The organism is Frateuria terrea (genome assembly GCF_900115705.1).
GTDB lineage: Bacteria > Pseudomonadota > Gammaproteobacteria > Xanthomonadales > Rhodanobacteraceae > Frateuria_A > Frateuria_A terrea.
The window spans coordinates 90,885-104,573 of record NZ_FOXL01000004.1; the positions used below are offsets into that span (position 1 = coordinate 90,885).

The 13,689-nt window shown below is 64.7% G+C and carries 16 protein-coding genes; 12 read left to right on the plus strand and 4 right to left on the minus strand.

Going from position 1 to position 13,689, the window contains the following annotated elements:
- The first annotated feature begins 7 nt into the window (after positions 1 to 7).
- From BMZ38_RS17510 to BMZ38_RS07135, 10 genes are all read left to right on the plus strand, one after another.
- Complete coding sequence (locus tag BMZ38_RS17510) at positions 8 to 598, plus strand: hypothetical protein (protein ID WP_139202416.1); 591 nt, start codon at positions 8 to 10, stop codon at positions 596 to 598.
- Between the two features lie 59 nt (positions 599 to 657).
- Complete coding sequence (locus BMZ38_RS07095) at positions 658 to 864, plus strand: helix-turn-helix transcriptional regulator (protein ID WP_091335844.1); 207 nt, start codon at positions 658 to 660, stop codon at positions 862 to 864.
- On the plus strand, positions 861 to 1,109 hold the full coding sequence (locus BMZ38_RS07100) for a hypothetical protein (protein ID WP_091335846.1): 249 nt from the start codon (positions 861 to 863) through the stop codon (positions 1,107 to 1,109). The genes BMZ38_RS07095 and BMZ38_RS07100 overlap by 4 nt, the downstream gene beginning before the upstream one ends.
- A gap of 2 nt (positions 1,110 to 1,111) precedes the next feature.
- Entirely contained in the window at positions 1,112 to 1,786 is a 675-nt protein-coding gene (locus BMZ38_RS07105; RefSeq protein ID WP_091335848.1) for a tail assembly protein, read from the plus strand.
- Positions 1,783 to 1,965, plus strand: a complete 183-nt coding sequence (locus BMZ38_RS07110) for a hypothetical protein (protein WP_091335850.1) — start codon at positions 1,783 to 1,785, stop codon at positions 1,963 to 1,965. Before BMZ38_RS07105 ends, BMZ38_RS07110 begins: the two co-directional genes overlap by 4 nt.
- A 135-nt stretch (positions 1,966 to 2,100) precedes the next feature.
- Positions 2,101 to 3,000 (plus strand): helix-turn-helix domain-containing protein, encoded by a 900-nt coding sequence (locus tag BMZ38_RS07115; RefSeq protein WP_342707640.1) that lies wholly within the window; start codon positions 2,101 to 2,103, stop codon positions 2,998 to 3,000.
- A gap of 361 nt (positions 3,001 to 3,361) precedes the next feature.
- Positions 3,362 to 4,819 carry a phage major capsid protein gene (locus BMZ38_RS07120; protein ID WP_091335854.1) on the plus strand — a complete coding sequence of 486 codons (1,458 nt, stop codon included), beginning with the start codon at positions 3,362 to 3,364 and terminating at the stop codon, positions 4,817 to 4,819.
- Between the two features lie 201 nt (positions 4,820 to 5,020).
- Complete coding sequence (locus BMZ38_RS07125; RefSeq protein ID WP_091335856.1) at positions 5,021 to 5,197, plus strand: YodC family protein; 177 nt, start codon at positions 5,021 to 5,023, stop codon at positions 5,195 to 5,197.
- A 279-nt stretch (positions 5,198 to 5,476) separates the two neighbouring features.
- On the plus strand, positions 5,477 to 6,211 hold the full coding sequence (locus BMZ38_RS07130; protein WP_091335858.1) for a hypothetical protein: 735 nt from the start codon (positions 5,477 to 5,479) through the stop codon (positions 6,209 to 6,211).
- 260 nt (positions 6,212 to 6,471) lie between these two features.
- Entirely contained in the window at positions 6,472 to 7,122 is a 651-nt protein-coding gene (locus BMZ38_RS07135; RefSeq protein WP_091335859.1) for a response regulator, read from the plus strand.
- 298 nt (positions 7,123 to 7,420) lie between these two features.
- On the opposite strand, the gene BMZ38_RS07140 is transcribed toward BMZ38_RS07135, so the two are convergent.
- On the minus strand, positions 7,421 to 10,306 hold the full coding sequence (locus BMZ38_RS07140) for an Rne/Rng family ribonuclease (RefSeq protein ID WP_091335861.1): 2,886 nt from the start codon (positions 10,304 to 10,306) through the stop codon (positions 7,421 to 7,423).
- A gap of 340 nt (positions 10,307 to 10,646) precedes the next feature.
- Between BMZ38_RS07140 and BMZ38_RS07145 the strand changes: the two genes are divergently transcribed.
- Complete coding sequence (locus BMZ38_RS07145; RefSeq protein ID WP_091335863.1) at positions 10,647 to 11,654, plus strand: RluA family pseudouridine synthase; 1,008 nt, start codon at positions 10,647 to 10,649, stop codon at positions 11,652 to 11,654.
- On the opposite strand, the gene BMZ38_RS07150 is transcribed toward BMZ38_RS07145, so the two are convergent.
- Positions 11,617 to 11,955 carry a 4a-hydroxytetrahydrobiopterin dehydratase gene (locus BMZ38_RS07150; protein ID WP_091335865.1) on the minus strand — a complete coding sequence of 113 codons (339 nt, stop codon included), beginning with the start codon at positions 11,953 to 11,955 and terminating at the stop codon, positions 11,617 to 11,619. The genes BMZ38_RS07145 and BMZ38_RS07150 overlap by 38 nt on opposite strands.
- 136 nt (positions 11,956 to 12,091) lie before the next feature.
- Between BMZ38_RS07150 and BMZ38_RS07155 the strand changes: the two genes are divergently transcribed.
- Positions 12,092 to 12,697, plus strand: coding sequence for an NfuA family Fe-S biogenesis protein (locus BMZ38_RS07155; protein WP_091335867.1), 606 nt, complete (start codon positions 12,092 to 12,094; stop codon positions 12,695 to 12,697).
- A gap of 181 nt (positions 12,698 to 12,878) precedes the next feature.
- Here BMZ38_RS07155 and BMZ38_RS07160 read toward each other — a convergent pair whose 3' ends face one another.
- Together BMZ38_RS07160 and BMZ38_RS07165 are read right to left on the minus strand one after the other, a co-directional pair.
- The gene (locus BMZ38_RS07160) at positions 12,879 to 13,232 is read right to left on the minus strand and encodes a c-type cytochrome (RefSeq protein ID WP_091335869.1); all 354 of its coding nucleotides are present in this window, start codon (positions 13,230 to 13,232) and stop codon (positions 12,879 to 12,881) included.
- Between the two features lie 18 nt (positions 13,233 to 13,250).
- Entirely contained in the window at positions 13,251 to 13,574 is a 324-nt protein-coding gene (locus tag BMZ38_RS07165) for a c-type cytochrome (RefSeq protein WP_091335871.1), read from the minus strand.
- Positions 13,575 to 13,689 lie beyond the last annotated feature (115 nt).

Below are 13,689 nucleotides of genomic sequence, written 5' to 3' on the forward strand. Positions count from 1 at the left end.
TACGTGCATGGATGGTCAAAGCTCTTGTGACTACTGCGGCTGTCTAGTGCCGGCACTGGAAGCTCAAACACAGCTTGGATTGCACGCCTGTGACAAATGCCTCGCCGAGATTTGCGACGATGAGTTCCCGACGTGGGTAGATCGCGCCTTTGCCGCGTCGGCACTTCACCGGCGAGGGATCAGCTTCTCGAAGATCGAAGGCCTTCTTGCCCGAGCGGCGTCTGTCGTGTCCCCGTGGCAACTCGACCGGGTGCGCGAAAGCCTCAACCGCGCCAATGCCCTGTATCTGGAAGGGTACCGGCTTGCCGCGTTGGAAGCTGCACAGGCTTGTTGGGAGTCATCCAACGGTCTGTATGGCGCGCTAAGCCAGCAACAAGCGATCGTCATCGGCAAGAAGGTTCTCGCAGGAGGCCGGAAGGGTGGAACGAGTAGCCGCCAAGTCCGTTCCGGCAATGGTTCCAAGCGCGCCGCCGTCCTCACAGCCCTAGACGAATACACGGGGGGCGAAGCTGCGAGAGTTGCCACCGTTGCGCGAAAGGCAGGTGCCAGTCAACGCTACGTTCGCATGATCTTGGCTGACAAAAAGTCGGAAAAGTAGCTCCTTCCTTTCCACGGAATCGCCATGCAATGCGCCTCACAGACACGCAGTGAGGCCGCATGCAAACAGACATTCCCACCACCGGTTACGTGCGCCAGGCGCAGCTAGTCGGATCCATTGTTCCCGTCAGCCCCTCGACCCTCTGGCGCTGGGTCAACGCCGGCAAGTTCCCCAAGCCCATCAAGCTCTCTGAGCGCGTCACCGCCTGGCGCGCCGAGGACGTGCGCGCCTGGATCGAAGCCCAGGGCAAGCAGGAGGCCGCATGAAGCGCGCGCCGTTGCCTTCCAACATGCAGTTCGACGACTGCGACGGTTGTCGCCTGGTGTTCAGCCGACGCGCACGGCCCTTCGTGATGACCATGCAGGGCCCCGAGGGCTCCCTGACCATTGGCATCTGCGCCGGCTGTGCGCTCACGCTGAGTGGCAATGACAGGGCCACTGCTGAGCAGGTGTCCGCGCGCGTCGAGGCGACCGCACGCCTGCGCCCCAATCGTACGGAGGCGCCGCGGTGACCATGAAAACTATCCAATTGGCCGGCGAGCTGGGCTCCAAGTTCGGGCGCTTGCATCGAGCGGTGTTGGACACGAACACCCCGGCAGAGGCGGTGCGCTACCTATGCAGCCAGTTCCCTGGAGCTGCGGCCTACCTCTACGGCGCGGAAAGGCATGGGATCCGTTTCGCAGTCTTCCGCGGCAAAGAAAATCTGAAGGTCGACCAACTGCACGAGCCGGTGGGCAACGACGTCATTCGAATCGTTCCGATCATCACGGGCAGCAAGAGCGGCGGAGTGGTCAGCGTGATAGTAGGCGCCGTGTTGGTCATCGTCGGCGCTATCGGTGCGTACACGCCCTTTGGTCAGGCCTACGGTGGCGCCGCGTGGGGGCCTTACCTGATGACCGCCGGGTGGGCCATGGTCGCCGGCGGCATCGTGCAGTTGCTCACGCCCTTGCCGAAGGGCGGAAAGGGCAAAGACAGCCCCGCGAACGAGCCAAGCTACGTCTTCTCCGGCTCGGTGAACACCCAGGCTCAGGGCAACCCTGTGCCGCTCCTCTACGGCCGAATGATCGTCGGCTCGGCGGTCATCAGCGCCGGCATCAATGCCGAGGACTACTCGCCCGTCAGCAGCGGCGTGGGTCCCGGCACGCCTGGCCATAACCCCAAAACTCCGTACGACGAGGTGCTGGCATGACGCGCGACGCCTTCACGATCATCCGTGACTTTGCGGACGCGGCCGGCCGGTTGTCTAACACCGCCAAGGACTGGCGAGAGGGGCAGTTCCGCCGTGGCGACCTGACGGACGCGGCCAACACCATCGAGGGCTTGCGCGCCCTCCTGGTGGAACTCCGGCAGGGAGAGGTTCAGCGATGACCACCCTTCAGACACGACGAAGCCCGCGGGCAGGCGGGCTTCGAGGTGACACGTACAACACCAACGCGCCGAACCTTACCCCCCCGATCCCTTCGGACGTCTAGCGATCGACGCAGGCTGCAGGGTGAGGTGAGCATGCGTCCAGCGATACAGTCGAACGGCGAAGGAGCGCATAGGGAGCGCGCTCAGCGCCAGCGCTCAGCGCAATCTGCTGGTGAGCGGCGTGCCGTAGTGGTTCTCTGGCGCAACGCCATCTGCTCGGCAAGCTGTCCGCTCACTGCAACGCAGCGGCATGTAGCCCTCTGCTTGAGCCTATACGCCGATCACGATGGCACCCGCTGCCACCCCTCAGGGGAGGCGCTGGCCGTCGCCACAGGGCTCTCCACGAGGTCTGTGCGTTCCTCGCTCACGGCCATTGAGGAAGCGGGCTTCGCTCGGCGCCAGATGATGAAGGGCAAGGGTCAAGCCTGGCGGTGGACAATGTGGACGCTCTTGTTGCCCGAAGGTGCGGAACGTCTTTCCCTACCTAAGCGGAAAGGTGAGGAAGCAGATTCCGCACCTTTGGGCGAAGGTATGGAATCTGACGACACAAAGGTGCGGAACGTCGTTCCAAAAGGTGAGGAACGACGTTCCACTGACTTTGACCATAGGGACTTTGACCATATAGACCAAGAGAGCAGCGCTTCCGCCCTCACTCCCTCAAAGGGAAAAGGGAAACAGGAACGCCTGACGTTCAAGCAGTGGGCAGAGAGCATTGTCGAGGGAGAGGCACTCATTCCGGCAGACCATCCTGAGGCAATCGCCATCCGGACCTATGCCGATCGCGTGCAGCTCCCCACGGAGTTCTTAGGCCTGGCATGGGAATGGTTCTCGCGCAAGTACGAAGAGAGCCCGAAGACCTATGCAAACTGGCCGCGGCACCTGCGTAACGCTGTCGAAGGCGCTTGGGGTGGTCTGTGGCGCATCAATCACGAGGGCCGCTACGTCCTCACGACAGCCGGCGAGCAGCTGAAGCGCGACCTGGAGTCCGCGTGATGGCCCAGGTACGCGTTCTCTGCCAACAGTGCGGCCGCGCGATGGCTATCAATTCCGACGCCCCAGGACGGCCGCGCAGGTACTGCGGCGACGTCTGCCGGCAGCGCGCCTGTAGGGCACGTCACGAAACTATTGACCTTGCCGCTGGCACCGGTACGCTTCGCCAATCCACGGCACCCAAGCCCACGGCACGGGACCGCCAAGGAACCTCGCGTTCTGTCGAGACGCACCGAGCCCACGGCTCGCAAGCATCGACCTCACCGCGGCACGGGCCACGCCCAAGCGCGCGCTGACGAGCTGACAACCAGCTCGCAGTGCGCCCGCGCGCACTCCGAGCGAATCGACCTATTCGGAGATACCCATGCCCAAGGCTACTCGCGCGGAACAGATCCTCGCCCAGTTCAAGAACCCCAACGCTGCCAACGGCCCGCAGTACCACCGCGAGGTGGTTTGTGATCCAACCATCCTCATCGACGCCAGGGCCGAGATCGGCAAGCTTGGCCGCGGCTTTGACTTCAACAACGAAGCGTGGGGTAACGATCGTCGGTCCCTCCTGGCCAAGCGAACGGAGGTGCGCAAGTTGCACAACGAGCTGCGCGAGTCCACGCAAAAGCTGGTGCGGGATGCGCCTGCCGATCGCTGGAGTGCGGAGCATCAGGCGACGTACGACGCCCGCATGAACGCAATGAGCTATCTTTCCTCGATCGCGAACCTGATCGAGCAGGATCTCGATCTCGGGGATGGCAACTTCACCGCGTCGGCCGGCGCTGGCCCGGACCTGCGTGATTCTGACGGCCATCGCGTCGGCAAGGTGCTGACCAACTCCGTCCTGCGCAACGAGCACAGCATCGCCGCCAGCCTGGGCGTTGGCCCGTCGGAAGGCATCAGCCTCGCCGACTTCGTGCGCGGCGTGGCCAACATGCGCAGCACGGAAGCGGTGCGCAACACACTGAGCGAGGGCACCAGCACGTCGGGCGGCTACACGGTCCCCACGGTGCTCCTGCCGGGCATCCTGAGCGCGCTCACCCCCGCGTCTGCGCTCATCAAGGCCGGCGCGGCCGTGGCTGTCCTGGACACCGAAGCGAAGAGCTTCAACATCGCGGGCGTCGACTCGATCCCGACGGCGGCGTGGCGCAACGAATCGGGCAACGTGGCCGAGAGCGATCCGGCCTTTCGGTCGATCACCATCACCCCACGCAGCCTGGCGTTCCGATTCAAGGTCTCGCGCGAGCTGCTGGCCGATAGCCCGAACCTGGAGCCCACGCTGCGGACGGTCATTGCGAGCGCCTTCGCCAAGGAGCTGGACCGCGCGGGCCTGCTGGGCACCGGTACGGCGCCCGAGATCCGCGGCTTGCGCAACATCACCGGTGTCAACCTGGTCAGCTCGGGCACGAACGGCGCAATCCTCACGAACTACGCCAAGTTCATCAACGCCTCGCGCATCATCAAGGAAGTCAACGCCCCCGCGCCGAACGCCGCGATCATGTCGCCGCGCGAGGAAGAGACCATGGCGCTGTTCGAGGACACGACCGGTCAGCCGCTGCGCCGACCCGAAGCGCTTTCGGGCTGGAGCTTCTACACGAGCTCGCAGCTTCCGACCGATCTCACGGTTGGCACCTCGACCGACTGTGCAGAGGTATACGTCGGCGACTTCTCGCAATTCGTGTACTTCATGCGCGAGGGCGTGAGCATCCAGCTCGCCACGGAGCTCTACGCGGAGACGGGCGAGGTTGGCTTCATCTGCCACACCCGCGTCGACGTGGCCGCCATGTACGCCCAGGCCTTCGCCGTGATTCAAGGCGTGCGCCCGCCGGCATAAGCATCAGCCTTGCCCCAGGTCGTGCTGGGGCAACGGACAAGCCGGTGAGTGTCCGCAACAACCCCGGCAGCGCGAGCTGGTTCTCTTTCCAGTACCTGGCGATCGCGCCAGAGCCGGCCCTCATGGGCCGGCTTTGCTTTAAGCCTGCTTATCCTTGACCTAGACTCGGCTCGCCGATCGAGGCGACCTAAGGAGCAGGGGATGAGCGACTTCAAGATAGGCGATGTGGTTCAACTCAAAAGCGGTGGACCAGCGATGACAATCACCGCGGTTGGACCGACGACACTTACGTGCGAATGGTTCGATCAGAGCGAAATGCCGCACTCGAAGGTGTTCGTACACAACGCGGTAGAGATATACCAACCCCCTAGCTTCTGAGACGAGAGCCGCCTTCTGGCGGCTTTCTTCCCTCTGGCCCAGGGGGGCATTCAAAGTCCCGGCCGGTCTGGCCTCGGAAACCGACCGTTCCCTCACGCATGGGTTTTTTTCCTCCCACGGAAAAACGCCAGGACTACGGAAACAGGCAAAAAAGCGCAGAGCTACGCCGTTTATCCGGGTGGCTGTCCGCAAGTCAGAGGCTGCCATCCGTCACCCTGTCTTGCGATCGCCGAGAATCGCGCGGACGATGGGCGCACTGACAGGATAGGGGGCTCATGCATGGAGATTGCTCCGCTGGGGCATTCGTGGCCGAGCTTGCACTGGTGGCTTTCCCTCACGGCGGCCGACCAAGGCTCCTGGATTTCGGGAATAGGTTCTCTGGCCGCCGCGGCCGTCGCTGTGCTGATCGCCGGTGCCGAGCGGCGCCATCGGCACGCCCATCAACGCGTGCAGCAAGCGCTCGCCGATTACAGGATCTGCGTTCAGCTCGAACCGGTGTTCCAGGATCTGTGCCAGGCCGGGGAACACTTGCTCGATGAACTTCGCACGTTGGCGCCTGGGCAAAAGTCAGAGCTTGACCTCCGGCAGCATCTTCGGCTGGCCACATTTCGCGCCGCAGCCGAACTCAACGTGGTAAGCGAAAACATATCTCGAGAGTTGGCAGTCAATGTCCTGGCCAGCATCGGGCTTAGCAGGAAAATTGCCGCGTCCATTGAATCGTCCATAACAGTCTTGCCACCGCCACCACCGCCGCCAGCCACAACAGATCGGGTGTTCGGTATGTTGGCTAGGATACGAGGCCGGCACATGGCTTCCGCTTTCTCGCAGGATCCAGAAGTTCGCGACTCCTTGTGGCATGACGCACAAGTGCTCGTGTATCACTCTGACAGGGCGCTGATACGCATGCGCGCCACCATAGGGTTTCAGGCAGACATGCCGAAGTTCGAAGGTCCTCCCAGCCTCGATCTGCCAGCTGAAGTGCCAGCGCCCAGCGTGCCAAGCGATGCCGAATAAAATGCGTCAGAGGTTCAGGCAGTGGGCAACTCGGCGTCGGGGGTATATCTGGGGGTAGCCTGCACCGTGAGGGCCAGCAGCCCGCGAAGTAGACGGCTTTTCGCTGCCCCCCTTGGCACCAATATCGAAGCGGACGCGTTTCCACCCCTTCCGGAGAAACCCGCCCTATGGCGGGTTTTTTTGTTTCAGACGCGTGCAGTGCTTGCATTGCGCAGAGCGCCCACCTACTTTTCCTTCACTATTCCCAAGGAGGGCTTGCAGTGATCAACATCGTGCTCGTGGACGATCACGAACTTGTACGCACCGGCTTCCGCATGATCCTGCAACAGCAGCCGGACGTACGCATCAAGGGAGAAGCAGGGACGGCGGAAGAGGGATTGCGGCTGATCCGCACCTTGGCGCCTGACGTGGCGCTGGTCGATGTGCACATGCCGGGGATGAGCGGCATCGAGCTGACCGAGCGGGTGATCCGCGCCAAGCTCAACACGCACATCATCATCATCACCGTGGTCGACGACGCGCGCTTTCCCAAGCGGCTGCTCGACGCGGGCGCACTGGGTTACCTCACCAAGGGCTGTTCGGCGGACGAGTTGCTGGTGGCGGTGCGCCAGGTGGCCAGTGGGCGTCGCTACCTGGCGCCGGCGGTCGCGCAGCAGTTGGCCCTGGCCACGCTCGACGGCAACAGCGGGTCGCCCTTCGACGCGCTTTCCAGCCGCGAACTGGAAGTGGCCATGATGCTGGTCCGCGGCAAGCCGCTGACGGTGATCGGCGACCAGCTCAGCCTGAGTCCCAAGACGGTCTCCACCTACAAGCAGCGCCTGATGGAGAAGCTGCAGGTGGAGCATGTGATCGGCCTGGCTCACCTGATGACCGTGCATGGGCTGCTCGACGCACCCAACCAGGTCGGATGATCGTCTCGCTCTCGCGCTAATGCGGTAGCGAGTCGGCTTTGCCGGCTCGCGATGATCCATTGCAAGACGAACCTTGGGCGCGGCGGTGGTCGCGCCCAAGGTCTTTTTGCGCGGTCATTCCTGGCCCATGCCGGAGCGACCAGCTTTTGCAGCTGCGTAAGTAAGCACGGGCTTCTTTCCGCGAAAGTCAGCGATGTGTCGTGTGTGTCAGCCAGCGTTCTGTTCCAAAATCCGGCGCTGCCTGAACACAAAAAAAGCCGGACATATGTCCGGCTTTTTTGCTCATGGAAGGCTGGTGTCAGCCTTGTGCCGCATCCTTGGGTGGATGCTCGTCGCTCGGCGGCGCAGGCTCCGCTGCCGTGGACGGGGCGGCAGCGGGCAGGGTCGCCGACTGAGTGAGCAGGTCGCCCTGCTTGGGCATGGGCAGTGGCGCTGCGATCGGTGCCGGATGTTCCGACTCCGCGTCCGCAGGGGCAGATGCCTCCGATCGAACCTGGGCGTCGGCGGTGGTGATCGGTGCGGGCGATCCATCGACCGGCGCCGGCGTGGGAGTCGAAGCCGGGGACCTCTCGATGGTCAGTTCCAGATTTTCCGCAGCGGCGGGCGCTGGCGCGGCAGATCCCTGGCCGGCCTCGGTGGCTGCGGGAATCGGCGGCAACGGCGGAAGATTGAACGCGGTTGCCACCGGAGCGGGGGTCACTGCTTCCGGCAGGTCGGACGCGCCAGGCGTGGCCTCGACCAGCGCGTCGGTCGAATGGGCCTGTAGCTGTCCTTCCTTCGAGGGTGCAACTGCCGTGACGGCCACGGCCGCCGGGGGGACAGGCGCGCTGGGTGCAGCCTTGTCCGACGCGGCATCGGACTCGGCGCCCTCGCGATCCTCGTCGTCGAGTTCGTCGATCTGGTCGGAAGCGGTGCCTTCGACCGGCGTGCCATCCTCGTGGCGACGACGGCGACGGCCACCGCGGCGGCCACGGCGACGACGGGGCTGGCCGCCTTCGGCTTCGGACTTGGCCTCCGCTGGGGGCGCGCCGGTTTCGGCCTGGATGGCGGCCAGTGTCTCGAGGTCCTTGGCCGGTTCGGCAGCCTGCACTACGGCAGGCTGTTCCTCCTGGGGTGGACGCGGCGCACGTTCCGGCCTGGGCGCCTGCTTGCGCTGCTCCGGGCTCTCGCTGGGAGCCGACGGCGCGGGCTTGGGCTGGCGTGGTTGCTGCTCCTTGGCCTGCTGCGGCTGGGGTTGGGATTGGCGCGAACCGGCCTCGTTGCCCCGCTGGCGCGGGTTGTTGTTCTTGCCCGAGGCACCCTTCGGCTGCTGCGATGGTCCCTGCTCGCGGCGGGCCGTGCGCTGGGCGTTCTGGCCTTGCTGCTGCGGGCGGCCACGCTCGTCGCGGCGCCCCTGGCGGCCGGCCGGCTGTGCCGGCTGCTTGCGTTCGGCAGGCGCTGTGGCGGCCGGTTCGCCGGTGCCACGGAACCAGCCAAGCAAACGTGCGATCACGCCACCCTGTGGCGCGGGCGCGCTTGCCGGGCGCGGGCGCGGTGCGGCGGGTGCAGCAGCCGCCGGGGCCGGCGCTTCCTCGCGGACCGGAGCCGGCGTGGCGGGCACGATGCCGCTGACGGCCGGCTGCTCGGAGCTGCCCAGGGTCTGGCCCATCTTCGGCACCGGCGCGGCCTCGACCGCGGTCAGGCGCTCGTAGCTGGGCTTGCTGTGCTCGCCCATATCCACTTCGCGGATGCGCTGGATCTCGATGTGCGGCGTTTCGAGCTTGTCGTCGGCGACGATGACCACGTGCACCTTGTTGCGCAGCTCGATCTCGACCACGCTGGCGCGCTTCTCGTTGAGCATGAAGTTGGCCACCGCCGGCGGGGCCTGCACCAGCACCTGGCCGGTGTTGTCCTTCATGGCGTGCTCTTCGATCAGGCGCAGGGTCGAGAGCGCAAGCGATTCGATGCCGCGGATGTGGCCGTGGCCCTCGCAGCGCGGGCAAACGATCTGGGTCGCTTCGCCCAGGCTCGGGCGCAGGCGCTGGCGCGACATCTCCAGCAGGCCGAAGCGACTGATGCGGCCGACCTGCACGCGGGCCCGGTCGAGCTTGAGCGCATCCTTGAGCTTTTCCTCGACCTCGCGCTGATGGCGCGGGCTGTCCATGTCGATGAAGTCGATGACGATCAGGCCGCCGGCGTCGCGGATGCGCAACTGGCGGGCGATCTCGACCGCCGCCTCGCAGTTGGTGTTGAACGCCGTATCCTCGATGTCCGAGCCCTTGGTGGCCTTGGATGAGTTGATGTCGATCGCGGTCAGCGCTTCAGTCTGGTCGATGACGATCGAGCCGCCCGACGGCAGGCGCACCTGGCGGTCGAACGCGCTCTCGATCTGCGTCTCGATCTGATAGCGCGAAAAGAGCGGGGTGTCGTCCTTGTACAGCTTGAGCTTGCGCAGGGAGGTCGGCATGACCTGCTGCATGAACTCGCGCGCGTCGTTGTAGAGCGACTCCTCGTCGATCAGGATCTCGCCGATGTCGCCACGCAGGTAGTCCCGCAGGGCGCGGATGAACAGCTTGGACTCTTGGTAGATCAGGAACGGCGCCCTCTGCTTGGCCGCCGCCTCGGAGATCGAGCGCCACAGGGTCAGAAGATAGTCCAGGTCCCACTGCAGCTCTTCGGCGTCGCGGCCCATGCCGGCGGTACGCACGATCAGGCCGACGTCGTCGGGTACCGTAAGGTGATCGAGCGCTTCCTTCAGCGCCTGGCGGTCCTCGCCCTCGATCCGGCGCGAGACGCCGCCGGCCTTCGGGTTGTTCGGCATCAGCACCATGTAGCGGCCGGCCAGGCTGATGAAGGTGGTCAGCGCGGCGCCCTTGTTGCCGCGCTCCTCCTTCTCGACCTGGACGACCAGCTCCTGGCCTTCCTTGAGCAGCTCGCGGATGCTGGACTTGTTGGGATTGAGGCCGGGCGTGAAGTACTGGTCGGCGATCTCCTTCAGCGGAAGGAAACCGTGGCGCTCGGCGCCGTAGTCCACGAAACAGGCTTCGAGCGATTGCTCGACGCGGGTGATGCGGCCCTTGTAGATGTTGGCTTTTTTCTGTTCGCGGGAGGGGATCTCGATATCGAGGTCGTACAGCGTCTGGCCATCGACGATGGCCACGCGCAACTCTTCACGCTGAGTTGCGTTGATCAACATGCGCTTCATTGTAGTTTTTCCTTCGGCCTGGCCGCGCGTCGCGTGCCACGGTGGCGCCTAACTCAGGCTGCCTGCCGGGATCGCGCCGCTGCGGGTGGCGGCAAATAAAACCGGCATCATCCGACACCGGGGTGATTCGTGGCACGCGCCCTTGCCGTGTCGCCACCCCCTGGCGGCGGACAACGGCATCCCGAACCGTTACGATGAGAAGGGAGTTTACGGCCGGCTGCCGGGGTGGCCACCGGCGCAATCCTCGCCGACGTCGCGGACGGGCGTCCCCGCCACAATCGAACTCGATGGGGGGACATAAAGCGCCTGCCGAGTATCCTATTACCCCAGGTTTTTTTCAATGCAGACGGCAACTTCCCATGACGCACCTCAAGGTGTGCGTCAAGTCGATATCGGCCCCGAGCGCGACGGCCAGCGGATCGACAATGCCCTGGCGACCCTGCTCAAGGGCGTGCCCAAGAGCATGATCTACCGGCTGTTGCGCACCGGGCAGGTGCGCGTGAACGGCAAACGGGCCAAGCCGGACACCCGTCTCAGTGCGGGCGATACGCTGCGCATTCCGCCGGTGCGTACAGCCGAGCGGGCGCCCGATCGCGGGCCCGCTCCCGAAATGGTGGCCCGGGTCGCCGAGGCGGTGATTTTCGAGGACAAGCACTTCCTGGCCATCGACAAGCCGTCCGGTATCGCCAGCCACGGCGGCTCGGGCATCAGCCATGGAGCCATCGAGCTGCTGCGCGCCGCCCGACCGGAACAGCACCTGGAACTGGTGCACCGTCTGGACCGCGATACGAGCGGGGTGCTGGTGTTCGCCAAGACCCGGGCCGGGCTGACCGGGCTGCAGGCGGCGATCCGGGCCGGCGAGGTGACCAAGCAGTACCTCTGCCTGATGGTCGGCCACCCGCCGAAGGCGCGTTTCGACGTCAATGCGCCGCTACAGAAGTTCGTGCTCCAGGGCGGAGAACGAATGGTAAAAGTATCCGATAACGGCAAGCCATCACTCACGTTTTTCCGCGAAATGGAACAGTACACCGGCGCCCGCCTGATGCAGGCGACGCTGGGGACGGGCCGCACCCACCAGATCCGCGTGCATGCCGCCCATGTCGGCCACCCGCTGGCCGGCGACACCAAATACGGCGACCGCGAAGCCAACAAACGCTTCAAGGACAAGGGGCTGCAGCGGCTGTTCCTGCACGCGGCGCACATGGGGTTCGAGTTGGAAGGGCGTGCTTACAGCTTCTCCGCGCCGCTGCCGGACGACTTGAAGAACTTCCTCGATGCGCTTGGCGACAAGGGAAAAAGCAATCGGTGGCTCAGGCCAGCAGCGCCTCGACCCGGGCCGCGCAAATAAAGTCGTTCAGCGACAGGCCGCCCACGTCGTGGGTGGACCACAGCACCTGGCAATGCCCGTAGCCGGCTTGCAGGTCGGGATGGTGATCTTCGCGGTTGGCCATGAAGCCGACGGCGTTGATGAAGCCGAGGGTGCGATGGAAGTCCTCGAAGTGGAAGTCCTTCACGATCGACTTGCCATCGGCGCTGGACTCCCAGCCGGGGAGTAGCGCCAGCAGTTCCCGCACCTGGGTTTCTCCCAGTGCATGTTCCTTGCCCTTGCGGGGCTGGCAATGCTGGGTCGAGAGATCGTTTCGATTCATTGCGTGCTCCGGCCATGGAAAACGCGAAGCCTCAAAGTTGCGGGCGCAAAAGTCAAAGCCGGACATTCATGCAAAACAGGACTAAAATGGTGCTGTTTCCGCCGGCCGTCCCCACCGGCGCTGGAGAATCCGTTCGATGATCGATATTTCCGACCGCGCACAGCAGCATTTCCGCCGCCTGCTCGCCCAGCAGGGCGATGAACTGGGCATCCTGCTGCGCGTGACCGCGCCGGGCACGCCGGCCGCCAACTGCGAGCTGGAGTTCTGCGAGCCGCGCGACCTGGCCGGCAATGAATGGCTGATCGAGTGCGAAGGCTTCAACTTCTACCTGGAAGGTACAGGCGCACGCTGGCTGGAGGGTGCCAGCATCGACTACGAACCCAACCCGACCGGCGGACAGCTCAATATCCGCGCGCCGCGGATCAAGGGCGAGATCCCCGGGGCAGACGCGGGCCTGATCGAGCGGGTGCGCTACGTGCTGGAGGCGGAGATCAACCCACGGATCGCCTCGCACGGCGGCCGGGTGAGCCTGCTCGAGGTCTCCTCGGACGGCGCGGTCCTGCTGCAGTTCGGTGGTGGCTGCCACGGCTGCAGCATGGTGGACGTGACGCTGAAGAACGGCGTGGAGAAGACCCTGCGCGAACGTGTGCCCGAAATCACCGCAGTGCGCGATGCGACCGACCACAGCGGCGGGCGGAATCCTTACTACAAGGAAAAGGCCGGCAGTTCGGCGATGAGATGAGGCTTGCGCCATCTCCCCTGTGAGGGGCGGGGCCCGCGACTCTGTGGCACCAAAAGCCTGGCCCGGAGAGCCTTCCCCGCCAGCCTTGGCCCATCACCCAACCCTCTCCGCGGAGGGAGAGGGGCAAACGAAAAAGGCCCGCCGAGGCGGGCCTTTTGCTTTATTCGATACGAGCAGGGCCTTACTTGTCGCCCTGGATATGCCCATCCAGCGTGTGCAACTTGCTCGGCAGGCTGGAGAAGTAGGCGGCGACGTCCTCGATGTCCTGGTCGGACAGGGTGGCGACGAAGCCCTTCATGATCGGATTGTTGCGGCGGCCGTCCTTGTATTCGTGCAGCGCCTGCTGCAGGTACAGGTTGTACTGGCCGGCCAGGCGCGGGTACTGCGGATCGACCGCGTTGCCGTCGGCGCCATGGCATGCGAAGCAGGCCGCAGCCTTGGTCTTGCCGTTGTCGATGTTGCCTTCGGCCAGCAGCGCGGTGGAGGACAACGCCAGTACGGCGCCGAAGATGAGCAGGTTAAGCGCACGCTTCATGCGGGATTCCTTCGAAACTTACTTGGCGAGGCTGGAGAGGTAGGCAGCGATGTCTTCGATGTCCTGGTCGGACAGGCTCTGCGCCTGCGCCATCATCGTCGGATGCGTGCGGTCGCCGCTCTTGTAGCCGTGCAGGGCGTTAATGATGTACTGCTCGTTCTGCCCGGCGATCCGGGGCACGGGATAGTCCGGGTAGGCATTGGTATAGCCGTCGATACCGTGGCAACCGTTGCAGGTGTAGACCAGCTTGCGGCCGTTGGCCTTGTCGCCTGCCGCATGCGCGTTGCCGGCGGCGAGTAGGGCTGCGGCCACGGTCAGGCCGAGCAGTTGCAGTCGAGTCATCTAGATCGTTCCCACGCTTGTGGTCAGGGGTGCAAAGTCGCGGAAGTATAGTGTCTGCTTCACGCGACGGACAACTTGACGCACTGCCCTGATGGAAATCAGGCGCCTGGACGGC